Origin of the sequence: Vibrio sp. 2-1-2a (assembly GCF_032648565.1) — a bacterium.
GTDB classification, from domain to species: Bacteria; Pseudomonadota; Gammaproteobacteria; order Enterobacterales; family Vibrionaceae; genus Vibrio; species Vibrio diabolicus.
This window is the reverse complement of the sequence record NZ_WBOH01000002.1, coordinates 334,746-355,969: the sequence shown is the minus strand read 5'-3', so window position 1 is coordinate 355,969 and position 21,224 is coordinate 334,746. Positions and strand designations below refer to the sequence as shown.

18 protein-coding genes are annotated in these 21,224 nt (G+C 45.1%); 11 read left to right on the top strand and 7 right to left on the bottom strand.

Going from position 1 to position 21,224, the window contains the following annotated elements; genetic code table 11:
- Nucleotides 1-240: 240 nt before the first annotated feature.
- Together F7Y48_RS06245 and F7Y48_RS06240 are read right to left on the bottom strand one after the other, a co-directional pair.
- A complete protein-coding gene (locus tag F7Y48_RS06245; protein ID WP_258670268.1) occupies nt 241-972 on the bottom strand; it encodes a DUF3379 domain-containing protein in 732 nt (243 codons plus the stop codon).
- On the bottom strand, nt 965-1,540 hold the full coding sequence (locus F7Y48_RS06240; protein WP_029836529.1) for a sigma-70 family RNA polymerase sigma factor: 576 nt from the start codon (nt 1,538-1,540) through the stop codon (nt 965-967). Before F7Y48_RS06240 ends, F7Y48_RS06245 begins: the two co-directional genes overlap by 8 nt.
- 718 nt (nt 1,541-2,258) lie before the next feature.
- On the opposite strand from F7Y48_RS06240, the gene fadI reads away from it, so the two are divergent.
- Nucleotides 2,259-3,566, top strand: a complete 1,308-nt coding sequence (gene fadI, locus F7Y48_RS06235; protein ID WP_316682560.1) for an acetyl-CoA C-acyltransferase FadI — start codon at nt 2,259-2,261, stop codon at nt 3,564-3,566.
- On the top strand, nt 3,566-5,677 hold the full coding sequence (gene fadJ / locus F7Y48_RS06230; protein ID WP_316682558.1) for a fatty acid oxidation complex subunit alpha FadJ: 2,112 nt from the start codon (nt 3,566-3,568) through the stop codon (nt 5,675-5,677). The genes fadI and fadJ overlap by 1 nt, the downstream gene beginning before the upstream one ends.
- 62 nt (nt 5,678-5,739) lie before the next feature.
- Here fadJ and F7Y48_RS06225 read toward each other — a convergent pair whose 3' ends face one another.
- Together F7Y48_RS06225 and F7Y48_RS06220 are read right to left on the bottom strand one after the other, a co-directional pair.
- Nucleotides 5,740-5,994, bottom strand: a complete 255-nt coding sequence (locus F7Y48_RS06225; protein ID WP_005397900.1) for a hypothetical protein — start codon at nt 5,992-5,994, stop codon at nt 5,740-5,742.
- Between the two features lie 168 nt (nt 5,995-6,162).
- Complete coding sequence (locus F7Y48_RS06220; RefSeq protein ID WP_053808776.1) at nt 6,163-8,940, bottom strand: insulinase family protein; 2,778 nt, start codon at nt 8,938-8,940, stop codon at nt 6,163-6,165.
- Between the two features lie 375 nt (nt 8,941-9,315).
- Between F7Y48_RS06220 and sixA the strand changes: the two genes are divergently transcribed.
- Nucleotides 9,316-9,780 (top strand): phosphohistidine phosphatase SixA, encoded by a 465-nt coding sequence (sixA, locus tag F7Y48_RS06215; protein ID WP_005397904.1) that lies wholly within the window; start codon nt 9,316-9,318, stop codon nt 9,778-9,780.
- A 97-nt stretch (nt 9,781-9,877) separates the two neighbouring features.
- Here sixA and smrB read toward each other — a convergent pair whose 3' ends face one another.
- Nucleotides 9,878-10,408, bottom strand: coding sequence for an endonuclease SmrB (smrB, locus tag F7Y48_RS06210; RefSeq protein WP_012841540.1), 531 nt, complete (start codon nt 10,406-10,408; stop codon nt 9,878-9,880).
- Nucleotides 10,409-10,471: 63 nt separating this feature from the next.
- Here smrB and prmB point away from each other — a divergent pair, with 63 nt between their 5' ends.
- Both prmB and aroC read left to right on the top strand, forming a co-directional pair.
- Nucleotides 10,472-11,404: a 50S ribosomal protein L3 N(5)-glutamine methyltransferase gene (prmB, locus tag F7Y48_RS06205; protein WP_005397909.1), complete on the top strand. Its 933-nt coding sequence runs from the start codon at nt 10,472-10,474 to the stop codon at nt 11,402-11,404.
- A gap of 179 nt (nt 11,405-11,583) precedes the next feature.
- A complete protein-coding gene (aroC, locus tag F7Y48_RS06200; RefSeq protein ID WP_017820803.1) occupies nt 11,584-12,669 on the top strand; it encodes a chorismate synthase in 1,086 nt (361 codons plus the stop codon).
- Between the two features lie 87 nt (nt 12,670-12,756).
- Here aroC and F7Y48_RS06195 read toward each other — a convergent pair whose 3' ends face one another.
- Nucleotides 12,757-13,380: a trimeric intracellular cation channel family protein gene (locus F7Y48_RS06195; protein WP_074191661.1), complete on the bottom strand. Its 624-nt coding sequence runs from the start codon at nt 13,378-13,380 to the stop codon at nt 12,757-12,759.
- A 333-nt stretch (nt 13,381-13,713) separates the two neighbouring features.
- Between F7Y48_RS06195 and F7Y48_RS06190 the strand changes: the two genes are divergently transcribed.
- From F7Y48_RS06190 to F7Y48_RS06180, 3 genes are all read left to right on the top strand, one after another.
- Nucleotides 13,714-14,244, top strand: a complete 531-nt coding sequence (locus F7Y48_RS06190) for an elongation factor P hydroxylase (RefSeq protein WP_316682544.1) — start codon at nt 13,714-13,716, stop codon at nt 14,242-14,244.
- A 25-nt stretch (nt 14,245-14,269) separates the two neighbouring features.
- The gene (locus F7Y48_RS06185; protein ID WP_005397926.1) at nt 14,270-14,533 is read left to right on the top strand and encodes a YfcL family protein; all 264 of its coding nucleotides are present in this window, start codon (nt 14,270-14,272) and stop codon (nt 14,531-14,533) included.
- Nucleotides 14,534-14,678: 145 nt separating this feature from the next.
- Nucleotides 14,679-15,203 carry an NADPH-dependent FMN reductase gene (locus F7Y48_RS06180; protein ID WP_046875554.1) on the top strand — a complete coding sequence of 175 codons (525 nt, stop codon included), beginning with the start codon at nt 14,679-14,681 and terminating at the stop codon, nt 15,201-15,203.
- A 76-nt stretch (nt 15,204-15,279) separates the two neighbouring features.
- Here the strand turns inward: F7Y48_RS06180 and mnmC are convergent, their stop codons facing one another.
- Nucleotides 15,280-17,298 (bottom strand): bifunctional tRNA (5-methylaminomethyl-2-thiouridine)(34)-methyltransferase MnmD/FAD-dependent 5-carboxymethylaminomethyl-2-thiouridine(34) oxidoreductase MnmC, encoded by a 2,019-nt coding sequence (gene mnmC / locus F7Y48_RS06175; RefSeq protein WP_316682542.1) that lies wholly within the window; start codon nt 17,296-17,298, stop codon nt 15,280-15,282.
- A 128-nt stretch (nt 17,299-17,426) separates the two neighbouring features.
- On the opposite strand from mnmC, the gene fabB reads away from it, so the two are divergent.
- The 3 genes from fabB to F7Y48_RS06160 all read left to right on the top strand — a co-directional run bounded on the left by fabB (nt 17,427) and on the right by F7Y48_RS06160 (nt 21,123).
- Nucleotides 17,427-18,638 carry a beta-ketoacyl-ACP synthase I gene (gene fabB, locus F7Y48_RS06170; RefSeq protein ID WP_006741726.1) on the top strand — a complete coding sequence of 404 codons (1,212 nt, stop codon included), beginning with the start codon at nt 17,427-17,429 and terminating at the stop codon, nt 18,636-18,638.
- 341 nt (nt 18,639-18,979) lie between these two features.
- The gene (locus F7Y48_RS06165) at nt 18,980-20,113 is read left to right on the top strand and encodes a 4-phosphoerythronate dehydrogenase (RefSeq protein ID WP_074191659.1); all 1,134 of its coding nucleotides are present in this window, start codon (nt 18,980-18,982) and stop codon (nt 20,111-20,113) included.
- Nucleotides 20,110-21,123 carry an aspartate-semialdehyde dehydrogenase gene (locus tag F7Y48_RS06160; RefSeq protein ID WP_005397941.1) on the top strand — a complete coding sequence of 338 codons (1,014 nt, stop codon included), beginning with the start codon at nt 20,110-20,112 and terminating at the stop codon, nt 21,121-21,123. The genes F7Y48_RS06165 and F7Y48_RS06160 overlap by 4 nt, the downstream gene beginning before the upstream one ends.
- The last annotated feature ends 101 nt before the right edge of the window (nt 21,124-21,224 follow it).

Genomic DNA, 21,224 nt, shown 5'->3' with positions numbered 1-21,224 from the left:
GCGCAGATAGTAGTATCAATAGTTGCTTGGACAAATCCGACCATTGGATAAAATTGAATAAAAATGAAAGAAATGATGTCTAAAAGACGGGAAATTGCACTTAAAGTGCATGAATTAGAGTTTAAGCTCTAAATGCAATAGTGGCGGTGAATGTTTTGTGGCCTATTTATACAAAAATGCCGCTAAATAAGATCATTTAGCGGCATTTAACTTTTCGAATGCTGGAAATCGTCGAAGTTATTACATCGGTTTAATCATTGATGCAAGAGTCGTAGCGATAGCATCAATATTTTCACCTTCTTCTCCGACTAAAATCAGGCTTGAACTCCCGACGGGCTGAACGATACCGGTCATGCCATCCTTATTAAAGTCGGTACTTTGTTCGCTAGAAATACCAGTAATAAATAACGTTACTTTACCTTTTGGACCTTGGAATACCATATGCACCGCATTGGATTCACCAAAACCGCAGTGGTTTAGGTAGTAAACGTGATATGGAAAGTTTTCACTAAACTGGTAATGAAATGGCGACATTTTCGCATTAATTTGCGAGCTCGGTACATCCTCATCAAGATGACGAACAAAAGGTTCTTCATGAATAACGTGTTTCATCGCGGTATCAGCTAAACTGGCTTGTGCTGGAGACACCAAAACATTTCCCCAGTTTACTTGACCAACTAATAATCCTGCGGTGAACGCAATAGAAGCGGCAAGTGCCATTGCTTTGCGCACAAAGTTTGGTCTGACGACCTTCTCTTCATCAAGTGCACTCGACGTCTGACTAAATAAAATCTTATCAGCGAGATCTTCAGGTACATCCACATTCATGGCTTGTTTAATTTTTACGTCGAGATCCAAAACGTCATCAACAAACTTATTGTTGGCGTCGCTACCAGCTAAAGCTTGCAGAATCTCTTCATCCTTTTGTTTTGGATCCGACAAAATACGACGACGAAATTCTAAATCATCCATTCTTTTGTCCTCTCTTAGTATCTTGAGAATCCAACATCTCTTTGAGTTGATTACGAGCGCGAAATAATCGAGTCATCACTGTATTTTTATTTAAATCAAGAATGTCGCCAATCTCTTCTCCGCTGAAACCACCGACAACTTGGAGAAATAAAGGCTCGCGGTATTCAACATCGAGTTTCATGATCTGCGCTTGCAGCCATTCTTGCTGATGATGTGGGTCATCGCTGACTTTAGCATCATTGCCGTAATCATCGATATCAACTAAATCAAATTGTTTACGTTCGAAGCGGCGCGCATTTTCTCGTCTCAATATGGTGATGAGCCAAGACTTGGCTGCTTTTTCATCCTGGAGACTATCGAGTGACTTCCAAGCTCTAAGACAGGTTTCCTGAACTAGATCTTCCGCTATCGCTTTATCTTTGCACAACCAGTATGCGTAGCGATATAAGTCACGATGGTACCCTCGGACGAGCGCTTCGTATTTTCTTTGCTTGTCCATATCAGAGTTGACCGGACTGTTGGAATTTTTCTTTCCAAACATTTTTAATATGGCCACAGGAGCCTCCATCCTCGCTCTGTGAGTTTCTTATTTGTTCTGAGCATGACTTTACTTTTCAATAGCCTCGCGGTTTCGGTTGAGCGTGTGTCGTAGATAACCTCTGACACAATAAGCTATGTGGTTACTTAAAAGTGTATACGCAAATGCCAAATATCATCGAACATGAATTGGTAAAGATTGTTAACAATATCATCATTAGTAATCAATGGTTTGGATAAGTTCATTCGATGGGACATAAAAAGAGACTGCTAGCGGTGAATTTTTGAATAGGTTTGCATCGCTGAGCCTTTTAGATGTGCTTAAAGCTCGTAAAATCACTATAAAATTGATCTATTTCAAAATATCAAGCAGTGAAGGGGTTATAGTACATCTTGTCATCTCGTTAGTCATTGCGACTAACATGTTGAGCAAGATGACACTTCCTTTTGAAGGCTGACTTTACTTTCTCCTAATCAGGAAACTGATTAATTTTCAATTGGCGTAAGTTAATTGTTTTATAGATATTCCGACCACACAGTTATGTGTGGTTTTTTTTTGCTTCGATTTTACCTTCCATATACCTCTTACCGTTTTAACTCTCTATAGTTAATCATTATTAATCGCATAAGAATCAAAGAAGTAGAGTAATTGATCTACTTGCTTCACGTTTATTTAAACGCACGTTTGATAAATTTAACAAATTCATTACAATGCATCAGGTCAGACCTCTTGTATTTAAGGAGAAACAATGGGCAAGCAGGAAGTAAAAACACGCAATGGTGAGCGTGTCGCTATTGTCGCGGGGCTTCGAACTCCCTTTGCTCGTCAAAGCACGGAATTTAGCCAAGTGCCAGCGGTCGATTTAGGGAAAATGGTAGTAAGCGAAATGCTTGCTCGAACAGATATTGATCCGAAGTTAATCGAACAAGTGGTATTTGGACAAGTAGTACAAATGCCTGAAGCGCCAAACATCGCACGAGAAATCGTGTTAGGCACCGGTATGAACATCCATACTGATGCTTACAGTGTGACTCGTGCGTGTGCAACGAGTTTTCAAGCGGCGGTCAATGTCGCAGAAAGCATCATGGCGGGAACCATCGATATCGGTATTGCTGGTGGTGCAGACTCTTCTTCCGTCCTGCCTATTGGCGTATCTAAGAAACTGGCCGCTAATCTGCTTGCTCTAAGTAAGACAAAAACAATGGGTCAGAAGCTTAGCATCCTCAAAAACTTGAGCTTTAAAGACCTTATGCCAGTGCCTCCTGCAGTAGCCGAGTACTCGACGGGCTTGTCGATGGGACAAACTGCGGAGCAAATGGCAAAGACGCATGGTATTTCTCGTGCAGAGCAGGATGCGCTAGCACATCGCTCTCATACGCTGGCTTCTCAAGCTTGGAAAGAAGGCAAGATCCAAGGTGAAGTGATGACGGCTTTTCCAGAACCATACAAAAAATGGATTTCGGAAGACAACAATGTCCGTCACGACTCAACCGTAGAAGGGTACGCGAAACTTCGACCTGCCTTTGATCGCCAGTATGGCAGTGTTACGGCAGCTAACAGTACGCCACTGACTGATGGTGGTGCGGCAGTGATGTTGATGCGCGAAGGTAAAGCGAAAGAGCTTGGCATGGAGATTCTTGGCTACATACGTGGTTACGCATTTTCAGCGATCGGTGTGGAAAAGGACATGCTGATGGGACCGACTTATGCCACAGCGAAAGTGCTAGAAAATACAGGCTTGGAGCTGTCTGATCTGACGTTGATCGACATGCACGAAGCGTTTGCTGCGCAAGCATTGGCGAATGTGAAGATGTTTGCTTCAGATAAGTTTGCTCAAGAAAATCTAGGTCGTTCGAAAGCGATCGGTGAAATCGACATGGATAAGTTTAACGTGCTTGGTGGCTCAATCGCTTATGGTCACCCATTCGCGGCGACAGGTGCACGAATGATGACGCAAACCCTACGTGAACTGAAATGCCGTGGTGGCGGTATTGCATTGAATACCGCATGTGCAGCTGGCGGTCTTGGTGCAGCAATGATTCTGGAGGTTGAGTAATGAGCGAGCAAAAAGCATTTAGTCTAAAAGTTGATGAGCAGAATATTGCTTGGTTAGCGATTGACGTACCTAATGAAAAAATGAATACGCTACAGGCGGCTTTTGCTGATGAAATGAAAGAAATCTTTGCTCAGCTAAAAGACGCCAGTGGCATCAAAGGGATGATCATTCATTCCCTAAAACCGGACAACTTTGTCGCGGGGGCCGATGTTCGCATGCTAGAAGCGTGCACGACCGCAAGTGAAGCAGAAGCATTAGCGAGGCAAGGTCAAGAGCTATTCCAGCAGCTATCGGACTTACCATATCCTGTGGTTGCCGCTATTCACGGTCCATGTTTGGGCGGTGGCTTAGAGCTTGCTCTTGCATGTGATTATCGTGTTTGTACGGATTCAGATAAAACGCGTTTAGGCCTGCCAGAAGTACAACTTGGTTTATTGCCAGGTTCTGGTGGTACTCAGCGTCTGCCACGTTTGATTGGCCTGTTACCGTCGTTGGACTTGATCCTGACGGGTAAACAGCTTCGCGCAAAGAAAGCTAAAAAGCTGGGTGTGGTTGACGCCAGTGTCCCTGACACCATTTTGCTCGACGTAGCCAAACAGCTTATCGACAAAGGTAAAAACAAGGGTACGAAAAAGCTATCGACGAAAGAAAAAGTGATGTCGGGTAGCGGGTTAGGGCGCAAGTTTGTGTTTGAACAGGCTGCGAAGAAAACCAATCAGAAAACCCGTGGTAACTATCCTGCAACGGTCGCGATTTTAGACGTTATTCAGCATGGTTTAGAGAAAGGTTTCGCCCAAGGACAAGAGCTTGAAGCGAAACGCTTCGGTGAGCTTGTGATGAGCTCTGAATCAAAAGCGCTCCGTTCTATCTTCTTTGCGACAACGGAAATGAAGAAAGAAAATGGTACGGATGCGAAACCCGCGCCAGTTCATAAAGTTGGCGTGCTTGGCGGTGGCTTGATGGGCGCAGGAATCAGCCATGTGTCTGTTGCAAAAGCGAAGGTGCCTGTCCGCATCAAAGACGTCAGCAACGATGGCGTTCTAAACGCACTCAACTATAACTACAAGTTATTCGAGAAACAGCGTAAACGTCGCATTCTATCAAAAGCCGATCTGCAAGCGAAAATGTTGCAACTGTCTGGCGGTGTCGACTTTACCAGCTTTAATCATATTGATGTCGTAATTGAAGCCGTTTTTGAAGACTTAGATCTTAAACAAAAAATGGTGGCGGATATTGAAGCGAATGCCAAGCCGGAAACCATCTTTGCGACCAATACTTCTTCGTTACCAATCCACAAAATTGCAGAAAAAGCGGAGCGTCCAGAAAACGTAGTGGGTTTGCATTACTTCAGCCCGGTAGAAAAAATGCCGTTGGTGGAAGTGATTCCGCATGAAACGACCTCAGATGAAACCATTTCAACAGTCGTTGCACTTGCTAAAAAGCAAGGTAAAACCCCGATCGTAGTGAAAGACAAAGCGGGCTTTTACGTGAACCGCATTCTTGCGCCATACATGAACGAAGCGGCGCATATTCTGCTGGCTAACGAACCGATCGAAAAGATTGATACGGCGTTGCTTGATTTTGGTTTCCCTGTCGGCCCGATTACCTTACTGGATGAAGTCGGTGTCGACATTGGCGCGAAGATCATGCCGATTCTAGTCAACGAGTTAGGTGAGCGATTCAAAGGCCCTGACGTGTTCGATATCTTATTGAATGACGGTCGCAAAGGACGTAAGAGCGGGAAAGGTTTCTACACTTACAAAGGTAAGAAGAAAGAAGTCGATAAATCTATCTACAAGCTGCTTAAGCTCGATCCTGAATCTAAGCTGAGCGATAACGATATTGCGTTGCGCTGTGTACTACCAATGCTGAATGAAGCGGTACGTTGTTTGGATGACGGCATCATTCGCTCGCCACGTGATGGTGATATTGGTGCAATATTTGGCATTGGTTTCCCTCCATTCTTGGGCGGTCCATTCCGTTATATGGATCAGTTTGGCATTAAAGAACTGGTTGAGAAAATGAATGAGTTTGCATCGAAGTATGGCGATCGTTACGCACCGTGTGATGGTTTGCTTACTCGAGCTGGAGAAGGAACCACATTCTATTAAACGTTGCTTCGATAAAGAAAAAGGCTTGCCAGTGGCAAGCCTTTTTCATAAATAAGAAATAGTTACTTCTTCTTGTCTTTCTTATCTTTATTGTGGCCTTTACCTGGGTTGTCGTCCCCGTGAACGCTGCTGTTGCCTTTGTTGTCTTTATCTTTCCACTGTTTTGAAGAGCAATCATCTGATTTGATAGAAACATTGTCTCCGCTTAGGCGGACACAGTCGTTACTTAGCTCAAAGCCATCACCTTTCACCGAGATTTCAGCGTGTGCAGATGCCAGTGGCAGTAAAATAGCCGCAAGTAGTAGTGCTTTTTTCATGATTACCTCATTAATTTATTTTTAGTGTGGTAATTAGAGCATAAGCCGCAATGGCGTAATTTCAATTTTCTGCCAATTATGGTGTCGATTCTATTTATGAGACCCACAACCTCATTGGTTTGTAGGTATATACTTACTAATCGATAATTTTATTACTGCGCAATTAGATCATCCTAAGCCGCAATCTTTTGGCCTAAGTTGGAACTCTTCAATCGATCCAATTTCTTGCCCTAAGTGGATGCGCGGAGCGTCCGAATGCGATTGCCCTTGAGAGTGCATGACCAATCGGTTTGCCGTGCGAGGTTTCAACTCATTAACGACAAAGCGAATCATGTCTGCTCGGGTCAATTTCTTCAGTTCAGCAAGTACCTTGTCACGTTGGTTAAACTCGGTGTCTTTGTTTCCTATTGCAACCCAAAGACGCTGAGCACGACCTCGCAGTGTGGTGTCCGGCGTCGCTATTTGATTCCATAAGCCGCGCTTACTGCTATGCCACTGGTAATCGTTCAGTTCTAACAGCACCATATAAAAGGCATTTAAGAACTCATCGATTGAGGTAACCAGCTCGGCAGGCGCTGCATTGGGTGATTGCACATAAAGCACAATACCCGGATGACGATTAAGTGGCATATTGCCAGTGCCCACCATGTAACCTAATTGCTGTTTTGTGCGGATCTCGTGGAAAAAAGTTGCCGACATGAGATGGTTCGCCAATGAGTATAGAGCAATGCTACGAGGCTCAATATCCTCACACTGGTGATAAATAACGACCGCCGAATCTTGCTGGTTACAATGTACTTCACGTTGAAAACTGCCGTTTTTTCCCAGCATGATGAGTGGGCGGAGCGCCTCTTCATAACGCTGCTCTTTTACTCTTAGGGCATCCTTTAAGGTTGTCGCCATGTCATGCGCTTGTTGACGCTGCCAATCTCCGTAAACAAACATTTCAACGTGCAGCTCTGCAAGAATTGATTCTACGAATACCGAGAGTTCATCGACTTCGATTTCTTCTAGCGCTTCGACTAAGGTTGCGAAAGGCGGGTTATTGGGTTGAAGTAGCCCTGTAAGTGCGTTAAACAGCTGCGAAATAGGACGATCTTGTGAAGCATTTCTCCAGTTACGTAACAGTTGCTGCTTGATGGTTTCAAAGCGTGCAGGGCTGAAATCTCGAGAAGCAAAACGGTGCAGGATCATTTCCAACAATTGAGGCAGTTTTTGGCTGAACCCTGAGAGGGTTAAGGTAACCCCGCCTTGGTGAGCATACATGTTGTAACCCATCCCTGCGATTTCCGCTTGATAGGTTTCTTTTGCTAGCGAATCGAGGAACATCTCGACACATAGGCGCGTTTTGACAATGTTCTTCGGTGATGCAACAGCATGAGAGCTGTCGATAGCGACATATACAACGCCTTTTGGCACGCGAAATTCATCGTCTTGTAAATGCCAAAGTCGGAAGCCTTCGAGATCTTCAATTAACTCTGGTAGTGAACCACCATTTTCGAACGGCATGGGATCGAGATCGTAGCAAATATAAGGGTTCTTTTCTGGTAAGACGAACTGCCAGCTTGGATCGATTTGTTGATAGAAGCGGCGTTGTTCATCACTAAAAGGCGTGACGGAATACGGAGTAAAGTACCATTCGGCAGTACGGTTGTATTCCAGTCCTTTTGCAATCAGGGTTACGCGGACATTATCGATGGTTAAGTATTGCAGCAACGAACGCTGCAGTTGTTCATCATAGCCCGCCATTTTGTAGTCGCCATAAATGGTATCGTCTGGCTGATAATGCTGCATATTGATAACAAGATGGCTAACCAAATCCATTGGTCGAGATGGTTCCTGGAAACGAAACGCCGACTCAAGCACCGCTTGTTTTTCGAGATAGCGCCATTCATCTAGGCCGTCTTGTTTGATCATCGAGAGGTATTGAAAAACCGCTTGGATGATGTCGTCAACGTGGTTGAGACCCTGTGGGGTGAGTGTGCAGCTAACCGTAAAATCTCGATAGTTGCTACCACTTGCGCCGCCTCCTGCAGAAAGTGAAGTAATCCAGCCTTCATTTTTTAGCTGGAGCATTAAGCTGCCTTCGCCTTCATAGCCGAGTAAATGCGCGAAGTAAGAGAGTGGTTTAACGCCGTAGTGCTTATCCATTCCCGGCATTGGAAAGGTGAGAATGAGTTTTCGAAATTCTTTGATTGGTTCAACTTGAACTAAAATCCCGGTACTTTCTTTGGTGCTAATGGGGACATCAATCGATTTTCCACGAAGGTGGTGGTTTGGGATATTGGCAAACATGGCTTCTACCCACGCTTGCTGTTCATCGAGCGACTGCGGCCCAAAGAGCGTCAACGTCATGAGATCGGCAGAGTATTGAGAGTGGTGAAACTCGACAATTTCGTCGCGGATGGATTTACCCTCTCGGTCACCTAATGTATCTAGGTTGCCGACTGAGAACTTAGAGAAAGGGTGCTCTGGATTGATGACTTCTTTATTGACTTGATACAGGCGGCGAGAATCGTCATTAAGTTTGAGTTTGTATTCGGAGTCGACAGCCTGGCGCTCTTTGTCTAAAGCTTCTTCGTTAAACAATGGCGCGGTAAAAAATTGGCTAAATCGATCTAAGGCATTTTCAAAGGCATTCGGAGTAACATCAAAAAAGAAACAAGTGTGCTCAGTACCCGTCCAAGCGTTATTTGTTCCTCCATGCTGGCTAATATAGCTTTGAAACTCGCCCACTTTAGGGTATTTTTCCGTACCCAAAAAAAGCATATGTTCTAAATAGTGTGCCAGACCTTGGCGATCGTTTGGGTCGTCGAAGTGTCCAACGTTCACTGCTAGAGCAGCTGCTGACTGTTGAGCTGTCTCGGAATGAATCAGCAGTACACGCAGATCATTGCTCAAGGTAATGTAGCGGTATTGATTTGAATCGTTAGGACTTAGATGCACGACGCGTCTCCAGATTTCGCATTACAGTAATTATGAACCCCTAGCTAGGGGGCGCAAAGTTTGCGTTTCGACAAATACTGCTTGCCGTATTTTTGTTATTCGTAGACTTCTGCACAGGCCCATCGCGTTTGCGTATGGGGAAGAACTGTTTGAATGAATGCTCTGAACTCATAGCACAGTTAAATACTGTGATGAACTGAGTACATTCTTTTTAATAGATTGTTAAGAAAGTCGCTATCTTTAGCAAGCGAATTGGTATAATGAACAGATAATTATATCAGTATTTTTGTTTCGTCATTATTAAAGTTAGCCCCGTCTATCTAATAAAGATAGCAGTCAACCTTTTGGTAGCGTTAGCTATCCCTAGGAAATAACATGAAAATATTCATCATGCGTCACGGCGAAGCCGAGCATTTTGCAGATTCAGACGCAGCACGACAATTGACCCCAAGAGGCAGAGTCGAATCAGAAGCGGTTGCGAGAGCCTGTAAAGAACAAGGTTTTGCGCAATTCGATAAAGTGTTGGTGAGTCCGTACATTAGAGCTCAACAAACTTGGCAAGAGATCAGCGAGTATTTTGCTGCAAAAAGCATCGAAACTTGTGAAGATATTACACCTTACGGTCAATCTGAGCATGTATTTGATTTTGCAAGTGCATTGATTGAAGTGGAAAAACTAGACTCGCTTCTGCTTGTCTCTCACTTGCCTTTGGTTGGCTATCTCACTTCAGAGTTTGTAAAAGACATGGCACCACCGATGTTTCCTACATCAGGTCTAGTGTGTATTGAATACGATCTACAAACGCAAAACGGTGAAGTACTGTGGCATATTACGCCATAAGCGTCGAAACCAAATAAGCATTTAAACATTAGATATAGAATGAAGAAAGGCAGGAAATTTCCTGCCTTTTTGTTTAACTGCTTCTACAGTGAGCTAGTTACTTTTCTGGAATCGAGAGCAAAACTAACAACGCACCATCGCCGCCAAACTCTAGAGGCGCTTGGTGGAATGCCATTACGTCTGGATGTTGAGCTAACCAAAGTGGCGCTTTCTGTTTCAGGATGTGTTTACCAATACCATGTTGCACACACGCACAGTGAATCTCGTTTTTGACGCAGTAGGCGATCATCGCACCAAGTTCGCGTTTAGCTTCTTGTTGTGTCATGCCGTGCATATCGAGGAATACGTCCGGTACATACACGCCGCGACGTAGACGTTTAACTTCATAAGTTGAGACGTCGTCACGTGCATAACGAGTTGGGCCTTCTTCATTTAAGAGAGGGACAAACTCGTCGGAGAAGTAAAACTCAGAATCACTCGCTTCACGGTTGGAGCGCTTGATTTCTTTTTGCTTAGTATTTTTTTTTGGTTGCTGGATTATGGTATCCTGTCGCAACTTTTTTACGCCCTGTACTGCTTCCTGAAACAAGGCGAAATCGTCATCGTGTTCGGTGTCTTTTTTGCTCATTAGGTAAACAATTTCATTAATAAACTTTTATTGGCAGTATTGTAGCGCTTTTCGGAGGCAATTTTGGATAAGATTTTTGTAGAAGAAGCGGTATCGGAGCTGCATACCCTTCAAGATATGATTCGTTGGACGGTAAGCCGCTTTAACGCAGCGAACCTGTTTTACGGTCATGGTACTGATAATGCGTGGGATGAAGCGGTTCAGCTTATCCTGCCAACCTTATACTTGCCGATTGATGTGCCTCCGCACGTATTAAACTCTCGCCTAACGACCAGCGAGCGTCTGCGTATTGTTGAGCGTGTAGTAAAACGCATCAACGAGCGTACGCCAACAGCATACCTAACCAACAAAGCGTGGTTCTGCGGTCTTGAATTCTTCGTTGACGAGCGCGTACTTGTGCCACGTTCTCCAATCGGTGAGTTGATTCAAGCAGAATTCCAACCTTGGTTGGTGGAAGAGCCAGCGCGCATCATGGACCTATGCACAGGCAGCGGCTGTATCGCAATTGCATGTGCACACGCATTCCCTGAAGCTGAAGTGGATGCGATTGATATCTCTACAGACGCTCTACAAGTCGCGGAGCAAAACGTACAAGATCACGGCATGGAGCAGCAAGTGTTCCCAATTCGCTCTGACTTGTTCCGCGACCTACCAAAAGAGAAGTACAACCTGATCGTGTCTAACCCACCATATGTGGATGAAGAAGACATGAACAGCTTGCCAGACGAGTTTACACACGAACCTGAGCTTGGTTTAGCAGCCGGTACGGATGGCCTAAAACTTGTGCGTCGTATTCTTGCAAATGCACCAGACTACCTAACAGATAACGGCATTCTTATCTGTGAAGTTGGCAACTCAATGATTCATATGATGGAACAGTATCCACAGATTCCGTTCACTTGGATTGAGTTTGAGAACGGCGGTCACGGCGTATTCATGCTAACGCGTGACCAGCTGGTTGAGTGTGCCGAAGAGTTCAAACTGTACAAAGACTAATAGGGTCTTGCACTAAACGTCAAAACACCGAGCTTTATGCTCGGTGTTTTTTTATGCATAACTCGCCGATATTAACTCTTTACATCAAAACGTAATAAAGCCACTATGAATCCACGAAGAATTGGAAAGCAGTTGCGCTCTGGTTTGAGAGGGCGTAGCGATAAAAACTTGAGGAAGTAATGGCAGGAAACAGTATCGGACAACATTTCCGAGTGACGACATTCGGGGAAAGTCACGGTATCGCACTGGGATGTATCGTAGACGGATGTCCTCCGGGGTTAGAAATTACAGAAGCAGATCTGCAAATCGATCTCGACCGCCGTCGTCCAGGCACATCACGTTACACCACACAACGTCGTGAACCGGATGAAGTTAAAATTCTTTCTGGTGTTTTTGAAGGCAAAACCACAGGCACATCGATCGGTTTGCTAATTGAAAACACCGATCAGCGCTCAAAAGATTACTCGGACATCAAAGATAAATTCCGTCCGGGTCATGCTGATTATACTTACCACCAAAAGTATGGCATCCGTGACTATCGAGGTGGCGGCCGTTCGTCTGCTCGTGAAACCGCAATGCGAGTGGCGGCGGGTGCAATCGCGAAGAAATACTTGAAAGATGAGTTTGGTGTTGAGATTCGCGCGTACTTGTCACAAATGGGTGATGTCTCTATCGACAAGGTAGATTGGAACGAAATCGAGAATAATGCATTCTTCTGCCCTGATGCTGATAAAGTAGAAGCGTTTGACCAACTTATCCGTGACCTGAAAAAAGAAGGCGACTCAATTGGCGCGAAAATTCAGGTTGTGGCAACTAACGTGCCTGTTGGTCTTGGTGAACCTGTATTTGACCGTCTGGATGCAGACATCGCGCACGCGCTAATGAGCATTAATGCGGTGAAAGGTGTTGAGATCGGTGATGGCTTTGATGTGGTAAACCAAAAAGGCAGTCAACATCGTGATACGCTTGCTCCTGAAGGTTTTGGCAGCAATCACGCGGGCGGTATTCTTGGCGGTATCTCAACTGGTCAAGACATTGTGGCTAACATTGCGCTTAAGCCAACATCAAGTATCACCGTTCCGGGTGAGACCATCACAAAAGAAGGTGAGCCAACTCAATTGATCACCAAAGGTCGTCATGATCCTTGTGTGGGTATTCGTGCCGTACCAATTGCTGAAGCGATGCTCGCGATTGTGGTGATGGATCATTTGCTGCGTCATCGTGGTCAGAACCATGGCGTAACAACTGAAACACCGAAGATTTAAGCTTAAAAATAAGCTTGATAGAGAGACAAAAGGCTGCACAATGAGCAGCCTTTTTTAATGTGTTTTCACTACGCGTTTAGATTTAAATTAATGGAGTGAGCCTTCCGTTTCCAAATTGAAAGAAGGAAGACGCCACTTAAAACGTACCGCGGCCATACGCAGCATATAACCGGTGATCAGCGTAATGATAGTGGCTGTTACATCGGGAACATTAAATTCTAATAGCGCTAAGTACATTCCTGATGCGATAAGAGCGACAGAAGCGTAAAGTTCTTCATGCAGTACCAACGGTGTTTGGCGACAGATTAAGTCGCGGAGTAGCCCACCGAATACACCCGTTACTAGCGCTGAAACCATACAGATCCCAGGGTGTAAGCCCATGCCCATCGCAATCTTAGTTCCGATGATGCTGAACACGATTAGACCTAATGCATCAAGGCGGATGAATAGACCTTTTAGCTTAATCACCCATTTCGCTAAGCCTGTGGTAAGTACACCCGCAACACACGTGATTGCTAGGAACTCTGGGTTTTTTACCCAACCAAGAGGGTAGTGTCCCAGTAAAATGTCACGTACGGTGCCACCACCAATGGCCGTTGCACTGGCCACCAACATAACACCAAACCAGTCCATTTTTCTTCTACCAGCGCTCAACGCACCTGTCATGGCTTCAGCCGTGATACCAATGATATACAACACACTTAGCAACATAGGGAGACACTCAACGTAAAAAGTCACTACGTTCTACGTGAATCATCGTAGGCGCAGCAACAACACTTACAAAAGGTTTTATTATTCTTAAAAAGTGATTAAAACCAGCAACATGCCTGTAATCAAACCGCTTAAAAAACAGCAGTTTGAGCAGCATCAAAATAAGGCGAGAGTGTAGTAGCAAATGAGTACGCTGACGAATGAGAAATTATATGGAGAAAGCGATGTTCAGATAAATTCAACTAATAACCAAAACTGTGGGAGCACCTTTACCTTATAGATAAAAACAGCGACAATACGCAGCGCATGTCAAACTGAAGTACAAACTCGACGATGACCCACGAATACCAAGACCTTATCACCATTTTCAATGACACCTTTTTAGACCAATTTAATACGAAATTGGAGTTAGGTGGTGATGAGCCTATTTATCTTCCTGCTGATGATGAGCATCCTCATCATCGGATTATTTTTGCTCGGGGTTTTTATGCCTCCGCATTACACGAAATCTCGCATTGGTGTGTGGCAGGGCCAGAGCGTCGTTTGCTGGAAGATTTTGGCTATTGGTATGAACCTGATGGGCGCACGGTAGAAGTTCAAGCGGAGTTTGAGAAAGTTGAAGTGCGTCCGCAAGCTTATGAATGGATTCTGGCACAAAGTGCTGGCTTCCCTTTTACGGTGAGTTGTGACAATCTACACGGCGATTTTGAACCAGATAGGCTCGGCTTTATGCAGAAAGTGCATAAAGAAGTGTTGGGTATTTTGGAAGCTGGCTTGCCTTTGCGAGTGAAAATGCTTTCGGATGCTCTGCGTGCGTTTTACCAAACCAAGCCGCTGGAAGCGTCAGACTTTTGCGTTAAATAACCTCAAATAACCTCAGAGATACACCATGATTATTGAATTTGAAGAAAAACTACTGGAACTGATTGATGCTCGAATTGAAACAGCATCTGACGATGAATTGTTTGCTGGTGGTTATCTACGTGGTCACATCTCTTTGTCTGCGGCATCTTGTGAAGAAGAAGGCATTAGCGATATTACTGAGCTGAAGTCACGCATTGAGAGCAGTTTGGAAGATGCTCGTACCGAGTTAAGCCCAGCTGATCGCGCGATCGTCAGTGACTTGTGGCAAGAACTGCAGGCTCAGGCTTAATCTCTGAACGTCGTTCTCCATTTATTAGTCCAAATCATTTACTACTTCGAAAAATTCGAACCTCTCCATAAAATTTTTGTGGTTGTAGCGAAACTGTTCAACTTTTATTCTGGTTAGCATAAAACGTGAACAAAGGATTACAACCATGAAAATTGTCGCATTTGGTGCTTCTACCAGCTCTACCTCAATCAACAAATTACTTGCTACATACGCAGCAAACCAAGTCGAAGACGCTCAAGTGAACGTTTTAGACTTAAACAATTATCAAGTACCGATGTTTAGCGAAGACAAAGAGAAAGAAATTGGTCAAGCTGAAGGTGCAGTCGCATTTTTACGTGATTTGGCTGAGGCTGACGCTATTGTTGTTTCCTTCGCAGAGCATAACGGTTCATACCCAGCAGCGTATAAAAACCTATTTGATTGGGCGACGCGCATTGAGCGCAACGTATTCCAAAACAAGCCAGTCGTTTACTTAGCAACTTCTCCTGGTCCGGGTGGCGCACAGAGCGTTCTTGCAGCGGCAACAGGTTCCGCGCAATTTTTCGGAGCAGATGTGAAAGCATCGCTATCTGTGCCGAGCTTCTACGAGAACTTTGACGTGGAGTCTGGTGAGGCGGTAAATCCGGAAGTGGCAGAACAAGTGAAACAGGCAATTGCACGGCTGAAGTAATTTCAACACGAGTGACTTAATGAGTTAGTGATTCCCGACACATATTTGCGTCGGGAATGTAAACGAGAGGATACTCTTACAGCTCAGTAATGGCTTTGCCTTTTCTTAGTTTACGAACCCACATTCGACTTGGATGAAGTTCGGTCAATACATCAACAGGTAATGGCAGCGGGTCCCCACAGATTTGCGAGGCCAACACTTCAGCTAACAATGGTGCAGAGCTCAGCCCACGAGATCCTAAACCTAAGAAGCAGAATAGGTTAGTGAACTGATGAACGGTTTCTACCTCTTCTGCTTTTTGATTTTGTAAGTTGGCGTATTGCGTTTTTATCGTCTCAAAGTCACCCACATTTCCGACAAATGGTAAGTGATCTCGGCTCACGCAGCGAATACCTTGGCGAGATCGATTGCCACTGATATCTACCTCTTTTGGCCATTCTTGGTTCGGTACGCACTTAACTAATTTTTCTGCGTTATCCTTCTGAGCGTTTTCATCAAATTCGTAGTCTAGGTGACAGCGATCGTAGCTTGCGCCTATGCACAGGTGCTGATTGTTTGGGTTAACAGGCGTCATGTAGCCGTCGTAACACAATACCGTTTTCAATTGACTCAGCGTTTCGGTTGCCGGAGCATGACTGACTTGCCCTTTCACCTGTCCCATCGGCAGGGAAGCGGTTTGGCTCAATGTTTGGAACTCATGGCCATTCGCAACCACAACGGTTGAGTGCTCAAATGTTTGACCATTGACCGTTAGTGTCCAAAGCTGATGGTCTTCATCCCAATTTAATGCTTCAACGTGATGTTCAAACTTCGTTGAGAGTAACGATGTCTGTTCTAATTGTTTGATTAACCCACGCGTTAGCTCGGCAGGGCACAACCACCCTCCCATTGGGTAGTGCACAGACGACATATCGATAGGTAATCCGATAGTATTCGCAGTTTCCTCGGCGGACAGTTTTTGAATCAGTTCAGAAGGAAAATTACCTGCAAGCATCTTTTCCAGCTTATCAGCAGATTTTTCATCCCACATTAGCTGAGTTACACCACACCAATCGTGATCGAATGTAACCGACTCCGCAGCTTGTTCAATAAATTGTCTTGCAAACAAAAATGCAGGCGCAAACACACGCGAAACACCAGTATGAGGACCGTTCAACAATGGATACACGGCCCCTTGACGATTACCCGACGCTCCCTCAGCTGGTTGAGTGTCTTTGCAGTAAAGCGTGACGTTTTGGCCACGACGAACCAACGTTTTCGCTAACGCCGCGCTGGCAATACCGCCTCCGATTATGGCAATCGAATCAAGATTGCTGGACGCCGTGCGATTGAACCACGGAAGATGGTTCGAGTGTTTTTCGCGTTGTTCCATCGAACCTGCGATCATTTCACGCTTGGTGCCAAAGCCTTTGACCTTTTTCATTGCAAAGCCTGCTTCGTTTAATCCTCGACGCACAAAGCCCGCTGCGGTAAAAGTGGCAACTGTACAGTCTTGCTTGGCTAACTTAGCCATGTTGTTGAACAGATTTTGGTTCCACATTTCTGGGTTTTTACTTGGCGCGAATCCATCTAAAAACCAAGCGTCAATCAAACCTTGTTCGTTGTATGGGACTTGCGGCATGCAGTCTTTGATGTCGCCAAACCAAAGGTCGAGTGTAATTGCGCCATCTTCAAGCACAATGCGGTGACACTCAGGTACGGCGGCAGGGTAGTGTTTTTGTAACTTTTCCGCGTACTCAGCTAGCTCAGGCCAAGCTTCATGCGCCTTCTTTAAATCCGCTTGGCTTAGCGGGTATTTTTCAAAGCTAATAAAATGCAGCTCTTTCAATGCTGCGTCTGGATGCTGACGACGAAACTCACTAAACCACTGGCATACTGCTAAGAAGTTTAATCCCGTGCCAAATCCTGTTTCACCAATGACAAAACGTCTTTGGTCAAATTCCTGCCATCTTTCTGGGAGATGATTTTGTTTTAAGAAAACGTAGCGTGTCTCTTCAAGACCGTTTACGTTAGAGAAGTAAACATCATCAAATTGGTCTGAAACCGGAGTACCAGCTTCGTTCCAACCAAGTTCTGCGTTTTTTATTGAAGTCATAATGGTGCAAATTTGTGATTTGGCGCGGTAAGAATGGTGCGATTGTACGAATTTATGGGAAAGCTGACCACTTTTGTTGACTATCTTAGTTATCATCTAGCGGATTTTTGAATTATAGGAATGTCATAATGAAACGAGTCGTAATCACCGGTATGGGTATTGTTTCAAGTATCGGTAACAACGTCGAAGAAGTTCTAGCGTCTCTTAAAGCGGGCAAATCTGGCATCACTGCATCTGAGCAGTTCAAAGAACACGGTCTTCGTTCGCAAGTATGGGGTGACCTAAAAATCAACCCGGCGGAACACATCGACCGTAAGCAGATGCGCTTTATGGGTGATGCGGCTGCTTATGCATACCTATCAATGGAGCAGGCAATCGCAGACGCTGGTCTTACAGAGGATCAGGTTTCAAACGATCGTACCGGTATCGTTGCGGGTTCTGGCGGTGCTTCTGCATACAACCAAACGGTAGCGACAGATACGATGCGCGCAAAAGGCGTAAAACGAGTTGGCCCTTACATGGTTCCTCGTACTATGTCTTCTACGGTTTCCGCTTGTCTTGCTACGCCATTTAAGATTCGTGGTGTGAACTACTCAATGAGCTCTGCATGTGCTACCTCTGCACACTGTATCGGTCACGCGATGGAGCTTATTCAACTTGGTAAACAAGACATTGTTTTTGCGGGTGGCGGTGAAGAGCTTGATTGGTCTCAAACCATGATGTTTGACGCCATGGGTGCGCTGTCAACGAAATACAACGACACTCCAGACAAAGCATCTCGTACGTATGATGCGGACCGTGATGGTTTCGTTATCTCTGGCGGTGGCGGCATGCTGGTTATCGAAGAACTTGAGCACGCTCTAGCACGTGGCGCGAAAATCTACGGTGAGATCGTAGGTTACGGTGCGACTTCAGATGGCTACGACATGGTAGCACCATCAGGAGAAGGCGCGATCCGTTGTATGAAGATGGCGATGCAAGACGTTGACGGTGTGGATTACATCAACACGCACGGCACGTCGACACCAGTTGGTGACGTGAAAGAGCTTGGTGCGATCCAACAATTGTTTGGTGAGAACAGCCCAGCAATCTCTGCAACAAAAGCAATGACTGGTCACGCACTAGGCGCCGCTGGTGTGCACGAAGCGATTTACTCAACACTTATGCTAGACAAAAACTTCATTGCTCCAAGCATCAATATTGAAAACTTGGACGAAGCAGCTCAAGGTCTGGACATCGTGACAGAAGCACGTGATGCAGAGTTAACAACCGTAATGTCAAACAGCTTTGGCTTTGGCGGCACAAACGCAACTTTGGTTATTAAAAAGTACCAAGGTTAACTGAATTTGTTGGCGCGCCACGTGAGTGAGTACAGCGTCAACAATCCAGTTTCCAGAGCTTGATCAGTCACACTGATCGAACAGACGCAGACTCTATCCCATGGAGAGCGGGATAGGATCCTTTTGTTCTGGAACTTTGCCCGGCTATTTAGCCGGGCTTTTTCTTTTCTCAATTTCTGCTTTTTACATTGCTTCCCGTTAAACGATTTCTTTGGAACTAATCTCCTTGAGGTTTATTAGGGTTATTTCTTGAGATTTTTCGGGAAAAGGGCACAATCGCTTTAGTTTCGCATCTTGCGAATAAACGAACTCATACAAATGGATGTTAAAACGCTGGCGCTATGAAAATTATTGTTGATGAAAATATGCCGTACGCTGAAGAGCTATTCAGCCAACTCGGTAACGTAATTCTAAAACCAGGTCGTACACTGACGGCTGATGATTTAGTGGATGTTGATGCCCTAATGATTCGCTCAGTCACCAAAGTGAATGCTGACCTGATCAGCAAAGCAAACAAGCTGAAGTTTGTTGGTACGGCAACAGCAGGTATGGATCATGTTGACCAAGCACTTTTAAAAGAGAAAGGCATTTTCTTCACTGCGGCGCCAGGGTGTAACAAAGTGGGGGTGGCGGAATACGCGTTCAGCGTGATGATGGTGCTCGCTCAGCAACAAGGCTTCTCGGTATTTGACAAGACGGTAGGTATTATTGGTGCAGGCCAAGTAGGGAGCTACCTAGAGAAATGTTTGAAAGGCATGGGGATTAAAGTTCTCATCAATGACCCATTCAAACAAGAGGCTGGTGATCCTCGTAGCTTTACTCCGTTGACAGAACTGATTGAAAGCTCAGACATCATTACACTACATACGCCAATCACCAAAGATGGCCTATATCCAACTCATCATTTAATTGATGAAACGGTTTTAAACTCGCTTCGTGGTGATCAGATTTTGATTAACGCCGCGCGAGGTCCAATCGTTGATAACGAGGCATTGAAGCAACGTCTTTTGAAAAACGACGGTTTTACCGCAGCGCTTGACGTATTTGAATTTGAACCAGAGGTTGATATGGAGCTTCTGCCTCTGCTAGCATTCGCAACCCCTCACGTTGCAGGCTACGGCTTGGAAGGGAAAGCTCGCGGTACGACGATGATTTTCAACAGCTACTGTGAGTTCTTAAATAACGAATTACGTGCGCATGCCAGCGATTTACTGCCAACCGCGCCTGTTCCTACTATGGTATTGGACAGAGCTTGGGATGAAGCAACACTGCATAACATCACGCAGTTAATCTATGATGTGCGTAGAGATGACGCTCTTTTCCGTCGTGAGATCAGTAAGCCAGGTGCTTTTGACCTGATGCGTAAAAACTACTGGGATCGCCGTGAATACAGCGCTGTCACGCTAGTGGGTAACAAAACATGTAACCTTGCTCCATTAGCAGAACTAGGTTTTCAGATTGAGGTAAGTCAATGAGCCAGCAATATAATGTTGCCATTTTAGGTGCGACCGGTGCGGTCGGTGAAACAATTTTAGAAGTGCTTCAAGAACGTAAATTCCCAGTGGGTGACATTCACTTATTGGCAAGTGAGCGTAGCGAAGGCAAGACTTATCGCTTTAATGGCAAAACGGTTCGTGTACAGAACGTTGAAGAGTTTGATTGGTCTCAAGCTCATATTGCGTTGTTCTCTGCTGGTGGTGAACTATCTGAAAAATGGGCCCCAATCGCGGCAGATGAAGGTGTTATCGTTATCGACAACACTTCACACTTCCGCTACGAGTACGACATTCCTCTTGTTGTGCCAGAAGTAAACCCAGAAGCGATTGCAGAGTTTCGTAACCGTAACATCATCGCGAACCCAAACTGTTCGACCATTCAAATGCTGGTGGCACTAAAACCAATTCACGATGCAGTGGGTATTGAGCGTATTAACGTATCTACATACCAATCCGTATCTGGTGCGGGTAAAGCGGGCATTGACGAACTAGCAGGTCAAACGGCTAAGCTTCTAAACGGTCTGCCTGCGGATAAGAAGCAATTCTCTCAACAGATTGCGTTTAACTGTATTCCGCAAATCGATCAGATGATGGAAAATGGCTACACCAAAGAAGAAATGAAAATGGTGTGGGAAACACAGAAGATCTTTAACGATCCATCAATCACAGTAAACCCAACGTGTGTGCGTGTGCCGGTATTCTATGGTCATGCTGAAGCGCTTCACATTGAGACTCGCTCTCCAATCGATGCACAAGAAGTCGTTAACTTGCTTGAGCAAACTGACGGTATCGAAGTCTTCCACGGTGATGACTTCCCGACACAAGTGCGTGATGCGGGTGGTAAAGATCATGTTATGGTTGGTCGTATCCGCAACGATATCAGCCACCACAGTGGTGTAAACTTGTGGGTTGTGGCGGATAACGTGCGTAAAGGCGCAGCAACTAACGCGGTACAAATCGCTGAAGTCCTGATCCGCGATTACTACTAAGTCACTTACTGTTCATTTCAAAGCCTCGCATTATGCGAGGCTTTTTTGTACGAACGGAACAAAATAGTGTGAGATTAGTACGAATATGGCGAGAGCCACAC

Bases quoted from the DNA above. Each gene is read 5' to 3' on its own strand.
- F7Y48_RS06225 (WP_005397900.1), bottom strand. From the start codon at position 5,994: ATGAAAAAAGCACTACTACTTGCGGCTATTTTACTGCCACTGGCATCT.
- F7Y48_RS06240 (WP_029836529.1), bottom strand. From the start codon at position 1,540: ATGGAGGCTCCTGTGGCCATATTAAAAATGTTTGGAAAGAAAAATTCC.
- F7Y48_RS06195 (WP_074191661.1), bottom strand. From the start codon at position 13,380: ATGTTGCTAAGTGTGTTGTATATCATTGGTATCACGGCTGAAGCCATG.
- fadJ (WP_316682558.1), top strand. From the start codon at position 3,566: ATGAGCGAGCAAAAAGCATTTAGTCTAAAAGTTGATGAGCAGAATATT.
- F7Y48_RS06160 (WP_005397941.1), top strand. From the start codon at position 20,110: ATGAGCCAGCAATATAATGTTGCCATTTTAGGTGCGACCGGTGCGGTC.
- aroC (WP_017820803.1), top strand. From the start codon at position 11,584: ATGGCAGGAAACAGTATCGGACAACATTTCCGAGTGACGACATTCGGG.
- smrB (WP_012841540.1), bottom strand. From the start codon at position 10,408: ATGAGCAAAAAAGACACCGAACACGATGACGATTTCGCCTTGTTTCAG.
- F7Y48_RS06245 (WP_258670268.1), bottom strand. From the start codon at position 972: ATGGATGATTTAGAATTTCGTCGTCGTATTTTGTCGGATCCAAAACAA.
- F7Y48_RS06185 (WP_005397926.1), top strand. From the start codon at position 14,270: ATGATTATTGAATTTGAAGAAAAACTACTGGAACTGATTGATGCTCGA.
- mnmC (WP_316682542.1), bottom strand. From the start codon at position 17,298: ATGACTTCAATAAAAAACGCAGAACTTGGTTGGAACGAAGCTGGTACT.
- F7Y48_RS06180 (WP_046875554.1), top strand. From the start codon at position 14,679: ATGAAAATTGTCGCATTTGGTGCTTCTACCAGCTCTACCTCAATCAAC.
- F7Y48_RS06190 (WP_316682544.1), top strand. From the start codon at position 13,714: ATGACCCACGAATACCAAGACCTTATCACCATTTTCAATGACACCTTT.
- fabB (WP_006741726.1), top strand. From the start codon at position 17,427: ATGAAACGAGTCGTAATCACCGGTATGGGTATTGTTTCAAGTATCGGT.
- fadI (WP_316682560.1), top strand. From the start codon at position 2,259: ATGGGCAAGCAGGAAGTAAAAACACGCAATGGTGAGCGTGTCGCTATT.
- F7Y48_RS06165 (WP_074191659.1), top strand. From the start codon at position 18,980: ATGAAAATTATTGTTGATGAAAATATGCCGTACGCTGAAGAGCTATTC.
- sixA (WP_005397904.1), top strand. From the start codon at position 9,316: ATGAAAATATTCATCATGCGTCACGGCGAAGCCGAGCATTTTGCAGAT.